Origin of the sequence: Prochlorococcus sp. MIT 1314 (genome assembly GCF_034093315.1) — a bacterium.
GTDB classification, from domain to species: Bacteria; Cyanobacteriota; Cyanobacteriia; order PCC-6307; family Cyanobiaceae; genus Prochlorococcus_A; species Prochlorococcus_A marinus_Y.
Window position 1 is genome coordinate 1,378,969 of sequence record NZ_CP139300.1, and the last position, 19,624, is coordinate 1,398,592.

Here is a 19,624-nt window from a genome sequence, read left to right on the forward strand (position 1 = left end):
TTTTTAAGAATCTAATTTCATTATTTCTTTTAGTGATGGTAATACTGGGATGATTTGATTTGGGTTTAGAGGGAATAAAGCTTTGTAGTAATCTTTTTTCCATTCATTGTCATAACAAGTCTTATCTACATTAGGTAATTGAAAAAATTTTAATCTCCATTCAATAATTTTCTCGAAATTTGAAAGTTCTTGTTCAGTACATCTGAAAAGTTTGCTATATATCAATTCCCATCTTATGAGTGTTGGGAAAAGGTAAATATCTGAGTATGTTAACTCTTCTCCAAATATCCAATCTCCTTTATTGTGTTTAATTGTATTTTCAACCTCGTTTAAAGCAGCGAAAAGATTTCTACTTGCTTTTTGGTAAGATGACTGGTTTCTGGCGAATCCGCATTTATATACCCCATCATTTATGTTGTTATGAATTAAATCTAAAAGCTTTTGGTTACAGTCTTGAATATTTAATATTTGATATTCCGATTCATTATTTATTGAGTTAAGTAATTTTATTATTTGAGAACTTTCATTAGATAAAATATTTATTTCATCCTTTATGAAATTAATTAAAAGAGGTAATGTAGCTCTGAAAATTATTTTTTTATTGGCTTTTTTATAAAGGTCAGAAAGCCGACTGCATCCCTTTAGATTTGTATTGAAAATCCATTCGCCATGTTCAACATCTGCTTTGAGAAAAATAACTTTAACTTTTTTAGATAAATGTTTTATTTTATGGACGAGTAAAGTTCTTTGACACCATGGACAAGAATTCCCTACCAATAAATATATTTGTCCATTTTCATTATTAATATCGTATTCACTATCAATCTTTATTCCTTCAGGTCTCTTATAATTACCATATATATCTGATGGTGCGAAACCATTCATTAATTTAGTCCAAAACCAAAACCAAAATTTCTTTGAGGATTTAATTAGGTATTTATTTTGCATAAGATTCTATTTTTAAAGAAAAAATGACTATTCAAAGAATACTTATTGTTTCGGGGACACATGGGAATGAAATCAATCCTATATGGGCTGTTAATCAATTTAATAGCAAGGAGAATACTAATAAGAAAGGTATTGAGTACAAGTTCATCATAGGCAATCCTATTGCCTATCAAAAAGGTTGTAGATATATAGATGCAGATTTAAATAGATCTTTTAACGAAAATAATAATTATCATCAACAAAAGAAAAGTATTTATGAAATTGATAGAGCCAATTTTTTAGTTGATCAATTTGGAATTAATGGATCCCAACCCTGTCAAATTGCTATTGATTTGCATACTACAACTGCAAATATGGGAACTAGTATTGTCATGTATGGAAGAAGATTCAAAGATTTTTGTTTAGCGGCATTATTGCAAAATAAATTTGGATTGCCTATTTATTTACACGAAAAAGATCAAGCCCAAACAGGCTTTCTTGTAGAAGCTTGGCCATGTGGTTTAGTTATTGAAGTAGGAGCTGTCGCGCAAAATTTTTATGATCCAAAAATCATAAATAGATTTTTAATAATAATTAGCTCTCTAAGAGAAGAGATAGATAAATTGAAAAACAATCTAATAGAACTACCAAAGGAATTGGTTGTATATGTTCATCAAGGGAGTATAGATTATCCAAGAGATAAAAAAGGAGATATTGATGGCTTAATTCATCCTAAAAGAATTAACCAAGATTGGAAAATGATCAAAAAAGGAGATCCATTATTTATTGATAGGCAAGGGATTATTCATAAATATGATGGAGATCAGGAGATTTGGCCTGTTTTTATTGGGGAAGTTGCTTATAAAGAAAAAAAAATTGCGATGAGTTATACAAAGAAAGAATTAATTTGTTGCAAAAATGAATGGGTTAAAGAGTTTGAAAGCCTTTAAATTAAGAATAAATTTAGAAATCAGAACATTAATCACTAATAGCTTATAAAGATTATTTATTTAATAGATAAGTTTATTTAATATTTTCTGGTTTTATTTTTTTTTCTACCTTTTTTAACTTTTACATCTAAATTCTTGCGCTCCAATAAATAACAGCTCCAAAAGCCTCTAATTGCAGTCTTCTATGCTTAGCTTCCTTTAAAGAAACTATTTCTTTGGATCTTTTGCCGTTGAGAAGCCATTCGATTATGACCAAGTTAAATCCTCAATAACAAAGAAAATATTAAGATATAGAGGTTATTTTCTAATGTGTTCAAAAAATAACTTTACTAACAGAAAAATAATTTACACATTTTTAGCAATTTTGGTCTAAAATTTTGTGAGCGGAATTAACTTTCCGTTTTTATTTACACGTCTCACTTTAGAGACATACTTTACGAACTCATGACAACTATTCAGCAGCAGCGTTCTTCGCTGTTAAAAGGTTGGCCACAGTTTTGTGAGTGGGTAACATCAACTAACAACAGAATTTATGTTGGTTGGTTCGGCGTCTTAATGATTCCATGCCTACTTGCAGCGGCGGCTTGCTTCATCGTTGCATTCATCGCAGCACCACCAGTAGACATCGACGGAATTAGAGAGCCAGTTGCTGGTTCATTCCTATATGGAAACAACATCATCTCAGGTGCAGTTGTTCCTTCATCTAACGCTATTGGTCTACACTTCTACCCAATTTGGGAAGCAGCTACTGTAGATGAGTGGTTATACAACGGTGGTCCTTACCAGCTTGTAATTTTCCACTTCCTAATTGGTATTTCAGCATACATGGGAAGACAGTGGGAGCTTTCATACCGTTTAGGTATGCGTCCTTGGATCTGTGTTGCATACTCTGCACCAGTTTCAGCAGCTTTCGCAGTATTCCTTGTATATCCATTCGGTCAAGGTTCATTCTCTGACGGAATGCCTTTAGGTATCTCTGGAACATTTAACTTCATGTTTGTTTTCCAGGCAGAGCACAACATTCTTATGCACCCATTCCATATGGCTGGTGTTGCTGGTATGTTCGGAGGATCTTTATTCTCAGCTATGCACGGTTCACTTGTTACTTCATCTCTAATCAGAGAAACAACTGAGACAGAATCTCAGAACTATGGTTACAAGTTCGGACAAGAAGAAGAAACATATAACATCGTTGCAGCTCATGGCTACTTCGGTCGTTTGATCTTCCAATATGCAAGTTTCAACAACAGCAGAAGTTTACACTTCTTCTTAGCTGTATTCCCAGTTGTTTGTGTATGGTTAACTTCAATGGGTATCTGCACAATGGCATTCAACCTTAACGGTTTCAACTTCAACCAGTCAGTTGTTGATGCAAACGGTAAGATTGTTCCTACATGGGGTGACGTTCTTAACAGAGCAAACCTAGGTATGGAAGTAATGCACGAGCGTAACGCTCACAACTTCCCACTTGATCTAGCAGCAGCTGAGTCTACAACAGTAGCTCTTTCAGCTCCAGCTATCGGTTAAGCTTAAAGTTCTTAAATTTACAAGCCCCCTTTTTGGGGGCTTTTTTTTGTTTAATTTTCAATTGGTTTCATATAATGTTTATATATAGATAAAACATTTGATATTTCTATGAGTAGTAGTTTTGGAAAAATTTTTCGTGTTAGTACTTTTGGAGAATCACATGGTGGTGGAGTAGGCGTTATCCTTGATGGATGTCCCCCAAAGTTAAAAATAGATATAACACTGATACAAAATGAATTAGATAGGCGTAGACCTGGACAAAGTGACATTACAACACCACGAAATGAAGAAGATAAAATTGAAATATTAAGTGGTATAAAGGAAGGGTTAACACTGGGAACTCCAATAGCGATGTTGGTAAGAAATAAGGATCAAAGACCAGGAGATTATAATAATTTGGAGCAAGTATTTAGACCTTCTCATGCAGATGGAACATATCATCTGAAATATGGAATTCAGGCAAGTTCTGGTGGTGGAAGAGCATCTGCAAGAGAAACAATTGGGAGAGTAGCGGCTGGTGCTGTAGCAAAACAATTATTAAAAAACTTCTGTAACACTGAAATACTATCTTGGGTAAAGCGTATACATGATATTGATTCTGATATAAATAAAGAGAAGATTTCTCTAAATAAAATAGACTCTAATATTGTTAGATGTCCTGATGAAAAGGTATCAGCAGAAATGATCGAGAGAATTAAGGAATTAAAACGTCAAGGGGACTCTTGTGGCGGTGTTATTGAATGTCTTGTAAGAAATGTTCCGTCTGGTCTTGGCATGCCTGTTTTTGATAAATTAGAAGCTGATTTAGCGAAGGCGTTGATGTCTTTGCCTGCTACTAAAGGCTTTGAAATAGGTTCAGGTTTCTCTGGAACTTATTTAAAAGGAAGCGAACATAATGATACCTTCATTAAGTCTGATGATATTAGTAAGTTAAGAACAACATCTAACAATTCAGGAGGTATACAGGGAGGAATAAGTAATGGCGAAAATATTGAGATGAAGATAGCTTTTAAACCTACAGCAACCATCGGAAAAGAACAGAAAACAGTAAATGCTGAAGGGAAAGAAGTATTAATGAAGGCAAAAGGAAGACATGATCCATGCGTTCTCCCGAGAGCAGTTCCTATGGTTGATGCTATGGTCGCTTTAGTACTTGCTGATCATTTGCTTTTGAATCATGCTCAATGTGGCTTAATGAATAATTATTAGTTTTGTTAGATAAATTATATTTGTCTTTGATTTAATTCTTTTTGTTATTTTTTAACCATTCATATATGTTTGGATCAAATTTTTTATTTTTGATACCTTTATCTCCAATCACGATTGCTTTATATCCTAAAGATTTATAAGTTTTTATATCATTGATTGATAGGCCTCCAGCGGCAATGAAATCAATGTTTTTAAAGTTAAGTATATCTATCGAATTATCTTTTCTTTTTATTGGATAAATTTTGATAATTTTGCAATTTAAATTGATCGCTTCTTCAAGATCTTTTAAATTTGTAATTCCGGGAATTAATAAATAATTCTTTGACTTTGCATAATTGAAAAGATCTTTATCCCAAAATTTCATCATAGAAAAATTTAATCCAATTTCTAATGAATCTTCTATTGATTGATGATTAACTATGGAGGCAGAGCCTAAATTGATTCTTGGATATTTGAGCTTGATGCCGGATACAAAATCCAACCAATTTTCATTGTTTGACCAACTTATTTCGATATTCTTTAGTCCCGATTTTACTAAGCTCTCTAATTGTTCAAAAAATGAATACCTTAAAGAGGTACTTGAGTAAATATTATCTTCAGGTTTTATAAGTAAAAAAAAAGACTCTTTTTTCAGTAACTCCGAAAAAGAATCTCCTTTATTATTCATTAAAAATTTAAATTTTCTGGCTTAAATGTAGTTTGCGACTTTTACTTCTGAGCGGTTAAGCAAATCCTGAATATCTTCAGTATCTATAGTTTCTCTTTCAATAAGCATTTGAGCCATTTCGTCTAGGACTGTTCTATTATCTGATAAAACTTTTGTAGCTCTTTTGTATGCTACATCAACAAGCTCAGAGACCTCTACATCTATAGTTGCAGCAGTATCTTCAGAGAAATCTCTTGTAGAACTCATATCTCTCCCAAGAAACATTCCACCTTGAGATTGACCTAAGGCGACTGGACCTATTTTGTCGCTCATGCCAAATTTAGTGATCATTTGTCTTGCTACATTAGCAACTTGCTGTAAATCGTTTGAAGCTCCAGTAGTAACTTCTTCTTCTCCATAGACTATTTCTTCAGCAACTCTTCCACCAAGAGCTACAGCCATTTGATTTTGAAGGTAAGAACGAGAGTAAAGACCTGATTCCATTCTTTCTTCGCTTGGAGTAAAGAAGGTTAAACCTCCAGCTTGACCCCTAGGAATTATTGAAACTTTTGCTACAGGATCATAATCGGGCATTAATGCTCCTACAAGTGCATGACCAGCTTCGTGATAAGCAACTAATTCTTTTTTCTTATCACTTATGACTCTATCTTTCTTCTCTGGACCAGCCATAACTCTTTCAATGGCATCACTGACTTCATCATTACTTACTTTATCTAAATCTTTTCTAGCTGCTAGTATTGCTGCTTCATTTAATAGATTGGCTAAATCGGCACCCGTAAATCCTGGTGTTCTTCTAGCAACTTTATCTAAATCAACGTCTTTTGAAAGAGTTTTATCTTTCGCATGAACATTTAATATCTGTAATCTTCCAGCGTAATCTGGTCTATCTACTGTTACCTGCCTATCAAATCTTCCAGGACGCATTAAAGCTGAATCTAATACATCAGGTCTATTGGTAGCAGCTACTATTATTATTCCTGAATTACCTTCGAAACCGTCCATTTCTGTTAGGAGTTGGTTTAATGTTTGTTCTCTTTCATCATTTCCTCCGCCCATACCAGCACCTCTTTGTCTTCCAACAGCATCGATCTCGTCAATGAACACAATACAAGGAGCATTCTTTTTAGCTTGTTCAAAAAGATCTCTAACTCTGCTAGCACCAACTCCTACAAACATTTCTACAAATTCTGAACCTGATATTGAGAAAAAAGGTACACCTGCTTCTCCAGCAACTGCCTTGGCTAGCAATGTTTTTCCTGTACCTGGAGGGCCAACAAGAAGGACCCCTTTTGGGATTTTTGCTCCGACTGCTGTAAATCTATCTGGGCTCTTAAGAAAATCTACAACTTCAGTGAGTTCTAATTTTGCACCTTCAACACCAGCAACATCTGAAAAAGTTACCTGTGTAGAAGGTTCCATTTGGAGTCTAGCTTTGCTTTTACCAAAACTCATGGCAGGGTTACCCCCTCCAGCGTTTCCGCTTTGCGATCTTCTGAAAAGAAAAAATAATCCTCCAATTAAAAGTACTGGGAAAATCAAGCTACTTAAAGCTTGTTGCCATGGATTAGCTAATTTTGTAGGAGTTACAGCAATGTCAACATTATTTTCTGTTAGGATTTTTAATAAATCTTTGTCAGGTGCAAGATTGACTTGTGATCTGCTCCCATCATTTTCAACAACTTGTGCTGTTGCATTGTCTGGAGATATTAGGACTCTACTGATTTCTTTATCTTGAACTGCCTCTATAAAATCACTGTATCTTAAGGTCTTTGTAGCATTTTCTGTACTAGGTTTATCAAAAACAGAAGTACCAATGAAAATTACGGTAATGACAGCTAGGACGTAAAGTCCTACGTTTCTCCAACGTTTGTTCACAATAAATAATCTTTAATAAATCTATAATACTAATAATAAAACAATATTAAGAGCGTCTTAGAACATCTACTACACTTTTGAATGCAAACCATTCGGGAATTGGTTCGCCGCTCCTTAATTTCTTCCTGAATTCTGTACCACTAAGTTTCATAATTTGATAATTAAATTCCTTAGCTTCTTCAGCTGTAATATATCCTTTTTCTTTTGTATAAACCAAATTTTTTGAAGGTACAGTTTGCATCATTAACTCGCCTGCACATTTATTTGCAAAATTCTGGGCGTCATATGGTCCATAAAAATCTTCACCAGTTGATGATGACTTACAACCAGCCATATCTCTACCAATAATAAAATGTGTGCAGCCATAATTTCTTCTGATTATCATATGTTGAAGAGCTTCTCTTGGCCCGGCCATATGCATTGAATAAGGTAAAAAAGCCCATTTTATTCTTTCATCAGATATTTCCTCTTCCAATTCTTTATAGGTCAAATATCTAACTTTTCCAGGGATATCATCTTGTTGTGTTGGCCCACAAGTTGGATGTACTAAAACAACCGCGTTAGAAGAGACATTATCTGAGAGTAAGGCATTAGTAAATAATTCATAATGTGCTCTATGAATTGGATTTCTGCATTGAAATGCAACAACATCATGATTTGTTGGCAGTATAGATCTAACTTCTTCAGGGGTTTTGCAGGGGAATTCTCTAACTGGCAGTTCGAAACCATAAACTCTCCCTCCTATATAAAATCTCCCTCTCTCATTAAAGATCATCTTGACAGCAGGATGATCTAAAGAATTAGTACCATAACAAAGTTCAGCTTCTAAGGATTTGTCAGGCTCCCATTTTGAGCTAACTTCTAAAACTGCAATTTTTTGTTTTTTATAAGTAAGCAATATTGTCTCTCCAGCTTTTACTTCTTCGTTATTTGAATCAAATACAATAGGCAAGCCAAAAAGCAACCCGTTTGTATCTCTATTATTTTCAATGACCGATTTGTAGTTTTTTTCATCCATAAAACCTTCCAATGGAGAAAAAGCACCAATAATCAAAAGTTCTACATCACATGCATTTCTTTCGCTGCATTCAAACTCATAATTAACTTTAGAAATGAGGTCGGATTTAAGGTTTTTATCTTTGATAATTAAATTTTTTAGTTCTCCTCCATAAGGTGGTATTAGTCCATTAGCATCTCTATTTGTTTGTTGTTGTAATTCCATTTTATGACTTTATAAATAAAAATTTTGAAAAAAAAAAGGGGGTTAAAACCCCTTTTTTCTTAAATTGGATCTATGCCTTTCTTCCGTAAAGCTCTCCAATTATTTTGACATCAAGTGGATCTTTTGAACCCATATCTGTATCCGAAGGTTGAATAGCTTCAAAAGTACCAGCAAATTCATCTGTTTCAGAATCTACATTATTGATAGAAAGAGTAATCACTCCAGTACCATTTACATCAACTTTAATATTTTCTTTAGCAAGTTCTTCATCATCGCCACCTAATGCCACTAAACCTTGAGCATATTCAACACCAGTATTTTTAGCTCTCGCTTTAGGATCTAAAAAATCACCAGTTCTGTAGTTAGGTGTAAATGTTGAACCACTAAACTCAGTGCCTGGCTCAATAGATGAGGGCAAATCAGCTGTAAGTTCTTTTGCTGAGAATGCAAATGGCACCTCTAAGCCACCGGGAGTTAAGACAGTAATAAGTTGAAAATCAATACCACCTTTTTCAGTGAAAGTTCCTGAATTTATGTCTCCATATACTTCAGTCACTGTAGTGTTATTTCTGGGACTAATAATTTTTGTAGAAACAAATTCTGCCGCTTTTCTTTTGGTTCCAGGCACTTTTACATAAACTTCTGTTGGATGCATACATATTCCTTTAAGGCTATCTCCATTACCTAAGGATATTGATCCTACAAGAGATGAGTCTAATGTAGGGCAATCATTAGCTTTACCGGTATTTACAACATCTGTAAATTGTGCATTTCCTCTTTCAGAGAATGCATATGATTTAACAGGTACGAAAGCAAATGTTATACAAATTGAAATAACGAAAGCTAAGAAAGAACGAATTCTCATAATTAAAGTAGCAGTAAAGTTCTGTGACGAATGATTAAGGTCACCTAAATAGTTCAATAAGGATATTACTAGGGAAAGGAGCATAAAAGTTAGCACTTTTAAATCCTAGAAACAACCCGTAGCTTTTTAGATTTTTAAAAACTGGAATTATTGTAAGCTATCAAATTATTTTTAATGATTAAGATTACAAAAAAATACAAATAAAAAAATTTATTTATTTGATGCCTGAAATAATTTGAGTTATTAATTTATTCGCTAAATCGATTTTTGATGTTTTTTTTATATGATGTTCCATACTTTTTGTATCGAATAGCCAACCTTCATTTTGTGACAAAGACCCAAATCCCTGTCCTGCAATGTCAATTGGATTTGCGAAAAGATAATCACAACCTTTTTGAATAATTTTTTCTTTAATTGTTTCTCTTGCTTCTTCAAAAGATCCTGTAAAAGCACAAAAGCCTACAAAAACTTGATTAGCTTTTTTTGATTCACTAATTGTTTTTAAAATATCTGGGACTAGCTCAAAATGTTTATTGAAATGATCATTAATTTTATTTTTGGGAATTTTAGCTGAAGTATTAGAATTTATCTTAAAATCAGATACTGCTGCATTCATAAAAAAATAATCATAATCTGAAATTTCATTCTTAATTGCCCTAATTAAATCATCACTAGTCTCAATTTCGTATCTTTTTATTCCATCTGTAAGATCTTGATCGATTTTCAGAGGGCCATGGATATATTTAACTTTAGCTCCTCTGAACCTAGCAACTTGAGATAGAAGTAAGCCCATAGCTCCAGAACTTTTGTTAGTGATATTTCTTGCAGCATCAATTTTTTCTGAGGTGCACCCGCCAGTTATTAAAATTTCTTTATTAATTAAATCTTTGCGATAAAGATTTTGATTGTGTGAAATTATAAATTCTAGAGCTAACTGAATTAGATCATTAGGAGGTATCTTACCGATGCCAATTGCATCACATGCTAAGATCCCCTCACTTGGTAGCAAAGATAAAACATTTTCATAATTCTGTAAATTCTCATAATTTTTTTGGACGGTTTTATTTAGCCACATTTGTGTATTCATTGCTGGTGCAACAATAATTGGCTTAATATTTGCCATTAAAATGCTTGGAATTAATCCATCTGCATTTCCAGTTACCCATTTTGATAACGTTGTCGCTGTTAAAGGGGCAATGATTACAATATCAGCCCAATTGCATAGTTCTATATGGAGAGGTGTTGATTGAATATGTGACCATTGATCATTTTCTAAAATGCAAGGGTTTCGACTTAAGATAGAAAGAGAAATCGGCTTTATTAATTTTTCTGCATTTTTAGATAAAACGCATCTGATTTCATAATTTTCTTTCGCTAATTGGCTAACTAATAATGGAATCCTCACAGCGGCAATACTCCCTGTTATTAATAAAAGAATATTTTTTTTGGAGTCCGTTTTTTTAGTTTTCATCAAAAGGTTCCTGATCTAGGAGATGGATATAATCTGAGGTTAATTCTGGTCTGTTAATTGCAAGTGCCCGCAGTAAATGCCAGTCTTGTAAACCATCAAATGGTGTCTTGTAATTATCTTCTTCTAGCCTTTGTGCGAGCTTAAGGGTCATTTCTTCATCAAAAGAATTTACTAGTGCCTCACTTATTTTATTTTCAGAAATAAATTCCATATTGAATAAAGCCAATACATTCTAATAATAAAGCCTCAAGTAATTATTTAAAATTGATGAAAGTATTAAGTAAATATTTTCAAGAATAAGAAATTTTTAAGAGGCAATATCTTTTTAAAGTGTTTGTAAACAATTTATCTTCATTTTCAGTCATAGATATGCAAACTCTCCATATCAAAAATATTCTTTCTTAAAATAATAAAATAATGTCAAAGTTTCAATCATGTCACAAACCAAGAGAGAGCAAATCACGACTCACTTACGCTATTTAAGGCAAGAACTAAGAGAAATGCATTTAGGCATTAAAGAAGATGACCTTTTTCCTGAACCAGGGGAACTAAGAGGAGTAATGGCTCAGTTTGAGGCTTTACTAGAATTAGTAGAAGGAAGTACTAAAATTTCATCAAACTCTGAATCAGCTTAGTTGAAAGAAAAATGGTTTTTAGACCTCAAAAAACAAATTTCCAACTAAAGATTGTAGAAAATATTCAGACATTAACTAAATGGGCTAATAACCCATGGCGAAGATATTCACTATCATTAATAATTCTTTTAATTGGTTACTTTTTGGGCAGTTCGCTTGGCATGGTAAGTGCTGTTGTGGAACTCATGGATCCCATAGCTGCTTTTTTATCAGTCATTTTTATTGAAATTTTAATACTTCTTAGAAGAAATTTCAGATTTGAAAAGAAAAAGAAATTTTTAGTACTTTTATTGGATGCTTTAAGATTAGGATTATTTTATGGCTTTTTCACTGAAAGTCTTAAGTTACTTTGAATTTATTTTTTGTATTTCTGTAATAGATAAAGTAAAGCCATTCTTATTGGGATACCATTTGAAACTTGATTATTGATTAAGCAATTAGGATATTCATCTACTAATTTACTACTTATTTCAATACCTCTATTTATAGGACCTGGGTGAAGAATTGGAATTTCTTTACTATTCAAAGATAACTTCTCTGGGTTTAAACCATAATCTAAACTATAAGAATCAATGCTGCTTAGTAAATTCTCCATCATTCTCTCTTTCTGGAGTCTTAAAACAATAATTGCATCTGCAATTTTTATTGATTCTTCCAATGATCTAGAAATTGTTACGGAGCCTCTTGATTTAATAGGATCTTCTAGTTGATTTGGAGCAGGATTTTTTAAAAAATTGTTAAATTCATCAGGGATTAATGTTTTAGGACCACATAAGATTATGTCTGCGCCAAATGCACTTAAAGCCCAAAGATTTGATCTTGCAACTCTTGAATGATTTATATCGCCAACTATTAAAATTTTCTTGGAATTTAACACCTCTGGATTCAGTGATTTTTTGGAAAAGAATTTGATTAATGTATAAATGTCCAGCAATCCTTGACTTGGATGACTATGTAATCCATCTCCTGCATTCAGAACTGAAGTTTTGGAATTTAATGAATCAAGTTTTTTAGCTATCTCAAAGGTTATGTAACTCGATGAATGTCTAATAACTAATATATCTGCACCCATGGCAGAATAAGTTATCGCTGTATCAATAATTGTTTCGCCTTTTGTTAAAGAACTTGAGGATGGAGCAAAGGTTTGTACATCCGCAGAAAGCCTTTTTGCTGCAAGTTCAAAACTATTTTTTGTTCTTGTACTAGCTTCAAAAAACAAGGACGTTACCAAAGTGCCTTGTAAGGCTGGTATCTTTTTCGTTCCTGCATTCTTTAGTGCATCAAATCTATTAGCTAATTCAAATACTGATTTGTAATCTTCAATTGAAAAATTAGCTAGTGTGTGAATATGTTTATGAGGCCAAAGTCGCATTGCTCTTACTAAGATAAATGATTTTTGAATTTAGGTGTTCTGTCACCTTTTAATCTTTTACTTACACTCCTGCTATTTTTGAGATACCAACGCCATTTTATATTTTTTGCCTTGGATATGCCAATTCTCGTAGTTTGAATAAGATCTTTTTGTTCTAGATATGACTCTCTATTAGAAATCCATAAAGAATTGTTATTAACTACTTCAAGCGAGTTAAATGATATGTCTATACCGAATGTCTTAGTAACCAGACCAGGTCCTGAAGCTAACCTCTCATTTTTTCGAGGGATAAAAACTGCCCTGATTAATACACCACTCGCAAAATTTTCTTTATCAGTAACTATGTTTAAACAGTGATGAATGCCATAAGATTTGTAAATATAAAATGTACCAGGTTTTCCAAATAATGATTGATTTGATTGAGTTTTTTTACGGTAGCCATGACAGGCCTCGTCTTCTTGTGAATAAGCCTCAGTTTCAACAATAATACCCTTAATTTGATCTTTCTCATTATTATTTTTTATGAGATAACAGCCTACTAAATCTGGAGCAACAAGTTTAGAGTGCCGATAAAAAAAATTTTTTGGAAAAAACTGTTTTTCTATTTTTTATTATTTATCTAATATCATTTTTAGCTGCCCAAGAGAATTTAGGCTATTAATATTAATTGAAATTGATTTTCAAGAAGATTTGATTATTAGTTTTTATGTTTATTTGAAATTCAAAGAATATTTATATAAAAATGATCTAAATAAACTATTATTTAATAAATAAGAATATTAAAAATATGAAAAAAATAACCAAAGAGGAGGTAAAAAAAGTTGCCCATTTAGCTAGATTAGAACTTAACGAGCACGAAATTAACAATCACGCAGAACAACTAGAAAAAATATTGGAATACATAAAACAATTAGAAAAAATCGATACAGATAATGTGCCTTGTACAACAAGAGCTATTGAAGTTACTAATGTTTTTAGAAAAGACGAAAATAAAAATTCTAATTGTATTGAAGAACTTCTAGAATTAGGCCCATCTAGAGAAGATAAATATTATAAAGTACCGAAAATTATCAATGATTGATTTAATTGCTTCCTATAAATGTTTTATTAACTATCTTTAATAAGATTTTTTTTAATTTATAGCCTGGATACAAATTTATGATTTTTCTTATCTTTCCCCTCCTTTTGCTATGACTCCTTACACCTATTAATAAATCATAAATAAAGTTAAAAATGTCTTTTTTACTTTCAAAGATACCCACTCTTTGAGGTGAGCCTTTCATATCTAATAGTGGCTTAGTTTTTTCATAGGCTATTTTGTATTCAAACCATGGGATGGAAGGCCAAAGATGATGAATAAGATGGTAATTCTGGCCCATTATTAACAAATTCATAAATTTGCTTGGATAAACTCGTGAATTTAGCCATTTGTTTCTTGATCGAAAAGGTCTATGAGGGAGATAATCAAAAAATATTCCTAATGTAACTCCGACCATTAATGCTGGTCCAAACCATAGATTGTAGATTATATTCATAAAGTCAAACTTTATACCTGCAAGAATTATTGTTATAAAGATTGATCTTTCAATTCCCCATTGTAGTAATTCATATTTTCTCCAAAGTTTTCTTTGAAAGAAAAAAACTTCATGATAAAAAAATCTTGGTGCAATTAGCCAAATTGGACCAAAAGTACTGACAATATGATCTGGATCATTTTTGGGATGATTTACGTGAATATGATGTTGTAAATGTACTCTTGTAAAAACTGGAAAACTAAATCCTAATAGAATTGCTGAGCCATGACCCATTGCTTGGTTTATCCAAGGAACTGGATGAGCAGCTTTATGACATGCATCATGAATCACAGTACCTTCAATATGCAAAGATAAAAAAGCTGTGGCTACGAGTAAAGGAAGAGGCCAAACACCTCTATACCATTGCCATATGCTTAGAAAAGCGAGAAAATAACCCCCAAAAAAGAGTCCTAATGTTGGATTCCAAAAACTTGGCGGATCTACGTAATTTTTTATCTCCTTTTGCCAATTGAATGTTCTTGAAGAGTTAGTAATATTTGTTGTATTTTTATTGGTTGAGTTTGAAATAGTCTCTTATATTCTTTTAGTAATATAACTAATATTCTTAAATGATTGCATGTTCAAATCTAATAAGTTTTTTTAAAGAGATATTGAATTTAATTTTTATGTGTCAAATTAATCATCTTAAGTTAAAAATATTCTTAAAATAAACTTCTTTCAATTATTATTTTATTTGAGCGGTCGTGGCGGAATTGGTAGACGCGCGAGTTTTAGGTACTCGTATCTTCGGGTGTGGGAGTTCAAGTCTCCCCGACCGCATTTAAGGAAATTCTAATACGAAGTTTATTTCTCAATATTAAGTTCTTATAATTTAATAAACTAATTAATTAATGAATAGTTTGATAATTTATTTGGGATCTTTTTATATTTTAATTGGGACTTTTTTTTTGTTTATACCCTTAATATATCTTGAGCTCGGTAGACCAAAAGATTTAATAAAAGCTTTTTTGAATTTATTAATAGGTTTTATCTTGATAATTAAAAATAAAACCATAAACGAATCATATTTTGTAATTTTCCTTTTTTTAACAATACTAATTTTTTTATACGTAGTGGAGCTTTGTTTATCTAGATGGAATCAATTAACCGATAAAGAAAAAAATAAATTAACTACCTTTTTGGAACTCAGAAATAATCTTTCGAAATTATTAGAGGCTATTAATCTTGGAGTTGGGAATTTTACAAAAACCTTGAAAATCTTTAATTTTGATAGAAATAATCAAACTACAACCCCAAAAAAGTGGGTAAGAAATGATAAGAATGATAATATAAAAGTTTGAAACCAACTCTATTGGCTATTTTTTAAAAATGCCAAAAAACTACAGGTCAATTTAGAAAGAATATAATAAATTAGATTTTATTTAAACAATTCTATTGATCCCCAATATTTCTTATATCGTCGTATGAAATCTCAAAATAACAAAGAACAAAAATCAGACTTTTCTTACAAAGAAACTTTAAATTTAATTAAAACTGACTTCTCAATGCGTGCTAATTCAGTTGTAAGAGAACCTGAAATTCAGAATTTTTGGGCTAAAAATAATATTGATTTCGAATTGGGTTTAAATAACTCAGGAGAAACATTTACATTACATGATGGCCCGCCTTATGCAAATGGCGCGCTTCATATGGGTCATGCTCTAAACAAAGTTTTAAAAGACATTATAAATAAGTACAAAACGTTGAAAGGATTTAAAGTACATTATGTTCCTGGGTGGGACTGTCATGGATTACCTATTGAATTAAAAGTACTTCAGAATTTAAAATCTGATGAAAGAAAGAATCTAGATACCTTAAATCTAAGAAAAAAAGCAACAAATTATGCATATGTTCAAATTAATAGTCAAATGGAGGGGTTTAAAAGGTGGGGCATATGGGGAGATTGGAATAACCCCTACTTAACTCTTAAGAAAAGTTATGAATCTGCTCAGATAGGAGTATTTGGAAAAATGTTTTTAAATGGATATATATATAGGGGCCTTAAACCTGTACATTGGAGTCCAAGTTCTAGGACTGCACTAGCAGAAGCAGAATTAGAATATCCTGAAGAACATTATTCAAAAAGTATTTATGTTTCCTTTAAAATCACTAGATTATCTGAAGAAATTCTTTTGAAATTCTGTCAAGAAAATCCCAATATCAAAAAGGATCTTTTTCTCAGTAATTCTTTCATAACTATTTGGACCACCACACCCTGGACAATACCTGCAAATGAAGCAGTCGCTATAAATCCAAAAATTAACTACGTTTTTGCTATTGATGAAGAAAAAAGAATATATCTTTTTGCAAAAGAATTATATTCTGAAATTAGTAAGAAATTTAATAAAGATTTCAAGACACTTTTAGAGGTTAAAGGGTCTATCTTGGAAAATATTGAATATCAACATCCTACTCAGAAGAAAAATTGCAGAATTGTGATTGGTGGAGATTACATAACCACTGAATCTGGTACTGGAATTGTTCATACTGCTCCGGGACATGGTTTAGATGATTTTAGTGTAGGTCAAAAGTATGACTTACCTATAACTTGTGTTGTTGATGAAAAAGGTGATTTAAATGAATATTCAGGAAAATTCAAAGGATCAAATGTTCTTAAAGATTCAAATGATTTAATTATTGAATATTTAAAGGAACAAAATTTGCTTCTATTGCAAGAAAATTATAAGCATAGATATCCCTATGATTGGAGAACCAAAAAACCTACTATTTTTCGTGCAACAGAACAATGGTTTGCATCGGTAGATGGTTTCAGATCATCTGCATTAAAGGCAATAGAAGATGTTGAATGGATGCCAGCTACAGGAAAAAAAAGAATTTATTCTATGGTCGTTGGAAGAGGAGATTGGTGTATTTCTAGACAAAGGTCTTGGGGTGTTCCAATTCCAGTGTTCTATAAAAAAAATGGTAATGAAATTCTCCTAAACAGCGAGATAATTAATCATATTCAAAAACTTTTTAGTGAACACGGAGCAGATATTTGGTGGGACTGGGAAGTCAAGAACCTATTACCAGAAAATTATTTAAAAGAAGCTGATCTATGGGAAAAAGGAAAAGATACAATGGATGTTTGGTTCGATTCAGGATCTAGCTGGGCTGCAGTGTGTGAACAAAGAAGTGAGTTAAAGTATCCAGCCGATCTTTATTTGGAGGGCTCCGATCAACATCGAGGTTGGTTCCAATCCTCTTTGCTCACATCTGTTGCGGTTAATAACAAACCACCATATAAGAAAGTTTTAACTCATGGTTTTGCACTTGATGAAAATGGAAGAAAAATGAGCAAATCTTTAGGTAACGTTGTTGATCCTAATATAATTATTAATGGAGGTAATAATAAAAAAACTGAACCTGCCTATGGAGCTGATGTTCTTAGGCTATGGGTAAGTTCGGTAGATTATTCAGTAGATGTTCCAATTGGTTCAAATATACTTAAGCAGCTATCAGATGTTTATCGAAAAGTTCGTAATACAGCGAGATATCTTTTAGGGAATATTCATGATTATGATCCTAATCTTGATAGTTTTGAAATTGATCAATTACCGCTATTAGATCAATGGATGTTAGGCAGATTAGTCGAGGTTACAGATCAAATATCAAATGCTTATGAAAATTATGAATTTTCAAAATTTTTCCAAATTTTACAAAGTTTTTGTGTTGTAGATTTGTCAAATTTCTATTTAGATATTGCAAAGGATAGGTTGTATGTAAGTGCTAAGTCACAATTTAGGAGAAGATCATGTCAGTTTGTCATGTCTCTAGTTGTTGAAAATTTAGCTGTTCTTATTTCTCCAGTGCTTTGTCATATGGCTGAAGATATTTGGCAAAATATTCCATATTCAACTAATGAAAAATCAGTATTTCAAAGAGGATGGCCAATTTTTTCGCAGTCATGGAAAAATGAAAGCCTAAACAAACATATTGCAAATTTAAGAAATTTGAGAGTTGAAATTAATAAGGCGATAGAAGGATGTAGAAACAAACAAATAATTGGAGCAGCTTTAGAAACAGAAGTGAATTATTTACCCGAAGATAAAGTAGTAAAAGATTCTCTGACGTGGCTTAAAAAATTTGGTAATGAAGATGTAGATTTATTTAGGGATTGGCTGATAGTTTCAAATTTCCGAGTGGTATCAAATTTGGATGATAATTCTCTAATTATTGATAACAATGAACTTGGAAAAATTCAAATTCTTAAAGCTCATGGTCAAAAATGTGATAGATGTTGGCATTATCAAAAAGAAACTTTTGGTGGTATTCAAAATACAAAATTATGCAAAAGATGTTCAAACATTATTAATTTGGAATTTACTTAACTCCAGTTATTTTTATTTAAAAAGAAAATTGAGTTTTTATTTCTCGTATTAGAATTATATTTTGTTTATCTTAAAGGTGATTGATAAAGTCTGTATTTTGTAAGTTTATAATCAGATTCTTAAAATTTTATTCTAAATTCTTTTTAATTGGATGAGTGATAGACATACTGAAACCTTTGAAATTATTATTCTTTGTGATTTTTTAAGAATGTAACCTTCTACTTTAAGCACCATATTATGTAACTTGGAGCTTATTCTTTGTAGAAACTTAATTAAGTCAATTTCTTATATTCTCAGAGAAGCAAGCGTTTCTTCCATTTTTAGGTAATTTAATTATTGCCCATTGAATCAAGCCTAAAATATAAATTAACAATGAAAATAATCCTATAAATTTGGCAATTGGCTGAGTAAAGTTAGCACCAAAGAAAAAATTAAATAAACTTTTAATAATGATGTAGAAATTTGAAGAAGGCTGAAGCCAAGTATCACATGAAGCTGAATTAATAAAAGAAAAGCAGCTAAAGTTTTGTAAACTTTGAATTAAGAAATTAAGAGATATAAACGTTAGCGACCATCTCCAAACTTTTGTTGTTGTAATAAGTGAGTAAGAAAAATCATATTCTTTTAATTCATCATTAATATCATTCCAAAACCAAACTGAAATTGTCATTAATAAGGTTGAAATATTTATAATTACCAGAGAATAATTATACTTACCTATTAAAAGCAAAAGGCTTATAAAAAATAAAATGGATATTTTCCAATAAATAGATAGAAGCTTATTAACAGCTTGATTTCTTTTTTTGATTGACCAAAAGAATAATGTTATAGGGATACCAATGAGGAAAATTATTGAAAGTTGAAAAGATAGCCAAATAGAAAGTTGATTAAAAACGTTCAAAACTTTTTCTTTTTACATACATAATAATTAAACATCAAACTGTTACTTTTTAAATTAATATTGTCATAGTTATGAATATTATGAACCTTTATATTATT

General features: G+C 31.7%; 20 protein-coding genes and 1 tRNA gene. 9 read left to right on the forward strand and 12 right to left on the reverse strand.

Annotated features, from left to right (window positions below):
* Window positions 1–3: 3 nt before the first annotated feature.
* A complete protein-coding gene (locus tag SOI86_RS07770; RefSeq protein WP_320681263.1) occupies window positions 4–948 on the reverse strand; it encodes a glutathione S-transferase family protein in 945 nt (314 codons plus the stop codon).
* A gap of 23 nt (window positions 949–971) precedes the next feature.
* On the opposite strand from SOI86_RS07770, the gene SOI86_RS07775 reads away from it, so the two are divergent.
* Window positions 972–1,877 (forward strand): aspartoacylase, encoded by a 906-nt coding sequence (locus SOI86_RS07775; protein ID WP_320681264.1) that lies wholly within the window; start codon window positions 972–974, stop codon window positions 1,875–1,877.
* Window positions 1,878–2,004: 127 nt separating this feature from the next.
* On the opposite strand, the gene SOI86_RS07780 is transcribed toward SOI86_RS07775, so the two are convergent.
* Entirely contained in the window at window positions 2,005–2,133 is a 129-nt protein-coding gene (locus SOI86_RS07780; protein WP_320681265.1) for a hypothetical protein, read from the reverse strand.
* A 188-nt stretch (window positions 2,134–2,321) separates the two neighbouring features.
* Here SOI86_RS07780 and psbA point away from each other — a divergent pair, with 188 nt between their 5' ends.
* Window positions 2,322–3,404, forward strand: a complete 1,083-nt coding sequence (gene psbA, locus SOI86_RS07785; RefSeq protein WP_011375791.1) for a photosystem II q(b) protein — start codon at window positions 2,322–2,324, stop codon at window positions 3,402–3,404.
* A 108-nt stretch (window positions 3,405–3,512) separates the two neighbouring features.
* Complete coding sequence (aroC, locus tag SOI86_RS07790) at window positions 3,513–4,613, forward strand: chorismate synthase (protein ID WP_320681266.1); 1,101 nt, start codon at window positions 3,513–3,515, stop codon at window positions 4,611–4,613.
* A gap of 31 nt (window positions 4,614–4,644) precedes the next feature.
* Here aroC and SOI86_RS07795 read toward each other — a convergent pair whose 3' ends face one another.
* The 6 genes from SOI86_RS07795 to SOI86_RS07820 form a co-directional block, all read right to left on the reverse strand.
* The gene (locus SOI86_RS07795; RefSeq protein ID WP_320681267.1) at window positions 4,645–5,280 is read right to left on the reverse strand and encodes a bifunctional 4-hydroxy-2-oxoglutarate aldolase/2-dehydro-3-deoxy-phosphogluconate aldolase; all 636 of its coding nucleotides are present in this window, start codon (window positions 5,278–5,280) and stop codon (window positions 4,645–4,647) included.
* A 21-nt stretch (window positions 5,281–5,301) separates the two neighbouring features.
* Window positions 5,302–7,155, reverse strand: coding sequence for an ATP-dependent zinc metalloprotease FtsH (gene ftsH, locus SOI86_RS07800; protein WP_320681268.1), 1,854 nt, complete (start codon window positions 7,153–7,155; stop codon window positions 5,302–5,304).
* 46 nt (window positions 7,156–7,201) lie between these two features.
* Window positions 7,202–8,377, reverse strand: a complete 1,176-nt coding sequence (gene sat / locus SOI86_RS07805; RefSeq protein WP_320681269.1) for a sulfate adenylyltransferase — start codon at window positions 8,375–8,377, stop codon at window positions 7,202–7,204.
* A gap of 70 nt (window positions 8,378–8,447) precedes the next feature.
* Window positions 8,448–9,242: a photosystem II manganese-stabilizing polypeptide gene (locus tag SOI86_RS07810; RefSeq protein ID WP_320681270.1), complete on the reverse strand. Its 795-nt coding sequence runs from the start codon at window positions 9,240–9,242 to the stop codon at window positions 8,448–8,450.
* A 214-nt stretch (window positions 9,243–9,456) separates the two neighbouring features.
* Window positions 9,457–10,713, reverse strand: coding sequence for a bifunctional phosphopantothenoylcysteine decarboxylase/phosphopantothenate--cysteine ligase CoaBC (coaBC, locus tag SOI86_RS07815; protein ID WP_320681271.1), 1,257 nt, complete (start codon window positions 10,711–10,713; stop codon window positions 9,457–9,459).
* Window positions 10,703–10,924, reverse strand: a complete 222-nt coding sequence (locus tag SOI86_RS07820) for a DUF2555 domain-containing protein (RefSeq protein ID WP_320681272.1) — start codon at window positions 10,922–10,924, stop codon at window positions 10,703–10,705. The genes coaBC and SOI86_RS07820 overlap by 11 nt, the downstream gene beginning before the upstream one ends.
* A gap of 223 nt (window positions 10,925–11,147) precedes the next feature.
* Between SOI86_RS07820 and SOI86_RS07825 the strand changes: the two genes are divergently transcribed.
* On the forward strand, window positions 11,148–11,348 hold the full coding sequence (locus SOI86_RS07825; RefSeq protein WP_320681273.1) for a hypothetical protein: 201 nt from the start codon (window positions 11,148–11,150) through the stop codon (window positions 11,346–11,348).
* Between the two features lie 11 nt (window positions 11,349–11,359).
* Complete coding sequence (locus SOI86_RS07830) at window positions 11,360–11,701, forward strand: DUF565 domain-containing protein (RefSeq protein ID WP_320681274.1); 342 nt, start codon at window positions 11,360–11,362, stop codon at window positions 11,699–11,701.
* 2 nt (window positions 11,702–11,703) lie between these two features.
* Here the strand turns inward: SOI86_RS07830 and SOI86_RS07835 are convergent, their stop codons facing one another.
* Both SOI86_RS07835 and SOI86_RS07840 read right to left on the reverse strand, forming a co-directional pair.
* Window positions 11,704–12,720, reverse strand: a complete 1,017-nt coding sequence (locus SOI86_RS07835; protein ID WP_320681275.1) for an aspartate carbamoyltransferase catalytic subunit — start codon at window positions 12,718–12,720, stop codon at window positions 11,704–11,706.
* Between the two features lie 8 nt (window positions 12,721–12,728).
* Window positions 12,729–13,325 carry a DNA-3-methyladenine glycosylase gene (locus SOI86_RS07840; RefSeq protein WP_320682517.1) on the reverse strand — a complete coding sequence of 199 codons (597 nt, stop codon included), beginning with the start codon at window positions 13,323–13,325 and terminating at the stop codon, window positions 12,729–12,731.
* Window positions 13,326–13,507: 182 nt separating this feature from the next.
* On the opposite strand from SOI86_RS07840, the gene gatC reads away from it, so the two are divergent.
* Window positions 13,508–13,801, forward strand: coding sequence for an Asp-tRNA(Asn)/Glu-tRNA(Gln) amidotransferase subunit GatC (gene gatC, locus SOI86_RS07845; protein ID WP_320681276.1), 294 nt, complete (start codon window positions 13,508–13,510; stop codon window positions 13,799–13,801).
* 1 nt (window position 13,802) lies between these two features.
* Here gatC and SOI86_RS07850 read toward each other — a convergent pair whose 3' ends face one another.
* Window positions 13,803–14,750 (reverse strand): fatty acid desaturase, encoded by a 948-nt coding sequence (locus tag SOI86_RS07850; protein WP_320682518.1) that lies wholly within the window; start codon window positions 14,748–14,750, stop codon window positions 13,803–13,805.
* A 242-nt stretch (window positions 14,751–14,992) separates the two neighbouring features.
* Between SOI86_RS07850 and SOI86_RS07855 the strand changes: the two genes are divergently transcribed.
* The 3 genes from SOI86_RS07855 to ileS all read left to right on the forward strand — a co-directional run bounded on the left by SOI86_RS07855 (window position 14,993) and on the right by ileS (window position 18,625).
* A tRNA-Leu gene (locus SOI86_RS07855) sits at window positions 14,993–15,074 on the forward strand.
* Window positions 15,075–15,145: 71 nt separating this feature from the next.
* A complete protein-coding gene (locus SOI86_RS07860) occupies window positions 15,146–15,595 on the forward strand; it encodes a hypothetical protein (protein ID WP_320681277.1) in 450 nt (149 codons plus the stop codon).
* Between the two features lie 123 nt (window positions 15,596–15,718).
* Window positions 15,719–18,625: an isoleucine--tRNA ligase gene (ileS, locus tag SOI86_RS07865; RefSeq protein WP_320681278.1), complete on the forward strand. Its 2,907-nt coding sequence runs from the start codon at window positions 15,719–15,721 to the stop codon at window positions 18,623–18,625.
* A gap of 277 nt (window positions 18,626–18,902) precedes the next feature.
* On the opposite strand, the gene SOI86_RS07870 is transcribed toward ileS, so the two are convergent.
* Window positions 18,903–19,526: a DUF3177 family protein gene (locus SOI86_RS07870; protein WP_320681279.1), complete on the reverse strand. Its 624-nt coding sequence runs from the start codon at window positions 19,524–19,526 to the stop codon at window positions 18,903–18,905.
* Window positions 19,527–19,624: the final 98 nt, after the last annotated feature.

What these genes read in the sequence shown, in the direction of transcription:
- SOI86_RS07770 (WP_320681263.1), bottom strand. Translation starts at nt 948, where the DNA reads ATGCAAAATAAATACCTAATTAAATCCTCAAAGAAATTTTGGTTTTGG.
- SOI86_RS07775 (WP_320681264.1), top strand. Translation starts at nt 972, where the DNA reads ATGACTATTCAAAGAATACTTATTGTTTCGGGGACACATGGGAATGAA.
- psbA (WP_011375791.1), top strand. Translation starts at nt 2,322, where the DNA reads ATGACAACTATTCAGCAGCAGCGTTCTTCGCTGTTAAAAGGTTGGCCA.
- aroC (WP_320681266.1), top strand. Translation starts at nt 3,513, where the DNA reads ATGAGTAGTAGTTTTGGAAAAATTTTTCGTGTTAGTACTTTTGGAGAA.
- SOI86_RS07795 (WP_320681267.1), bottom strand. Translation starts at nt 5,280, where the DNA reads ATGAATAATAAAGGAGATTCTTTTTCGGAGTTACTGAAAAAAGAGTCT.
- sat (WP_320681269.1), bottom strand. Translation starts at nt 8,377, where the DNA reads ATGGAATTACAACAACAAACAAATAGAGATGCTAATGGACTAATACCA.
- SOI86_RS07810 (WP_320681270.1), bottom strand. Translation starts at nt 9,242, where the DNA reads ATGAGAATTCGTTCTTTCTTAGCTTTCGTTATTTCAATTTGTATAACA.
- coaBC (WP_320681271.1), bottom strand. Translation starts at nt 10,713, where the DNA reads ATGAAAACTAAAAAAACGGACTCCAAAAAAAATATTCTTTTATTAATA.
- SOI86_RS07820 (WP_320681272.1), bottom strand. Translation starts at nt 10,924, where the DNA reads ATGGAATTTATTTCTGAAAATAAAATAAGTGAGGCACTAGTAAATTCT.
- SOI86_RS07825 (WP_320681273.1), top strand. Translation starts at nt 11,148, where the DNA reads ATGTCACAAACCAAGAGAGAGCAAATCACGACTCACTTACGCTATTTA.
- SOI86_RS07830 (WP_320681274.1), top strand. Translation starts at nt 11,360, where the DNA reads ATGGTTTTTAGACCTCAAAAAACAAATTTCCAACTAAAGATTGTAGAA.
- SOI86_RS07835 (WP_320681275.1), bottom strand. Translation starts at nt 12,720, where the DNA reads ATGCGACTTTGGCCTCATAAACATATTCACACACTAGCTAATTTTTCA.
- gatC (WP_320681276.1), top strand. Translation starts at nt 13,508, where the DNA reads ATGAAAAAAATAACCAAAGAGGAGGTAAAAAAAGTTGCCCATTTAGCT.
- SOI86_RS07860 (WP_320681277.1), top strand. Translation starts at nt 15,146, where the DNA reads ATGAATAGTTTGATAATTTATTTGGGATCTTTTTATATTTTAATTGGG.
- ileS (WP_320681278.1), top strand. Translation starts at nt 15,719, where the DNA reads ATGAAATCTCAAAATAACAAAGAACAAAAATCAGACTTTTCTTACAAA.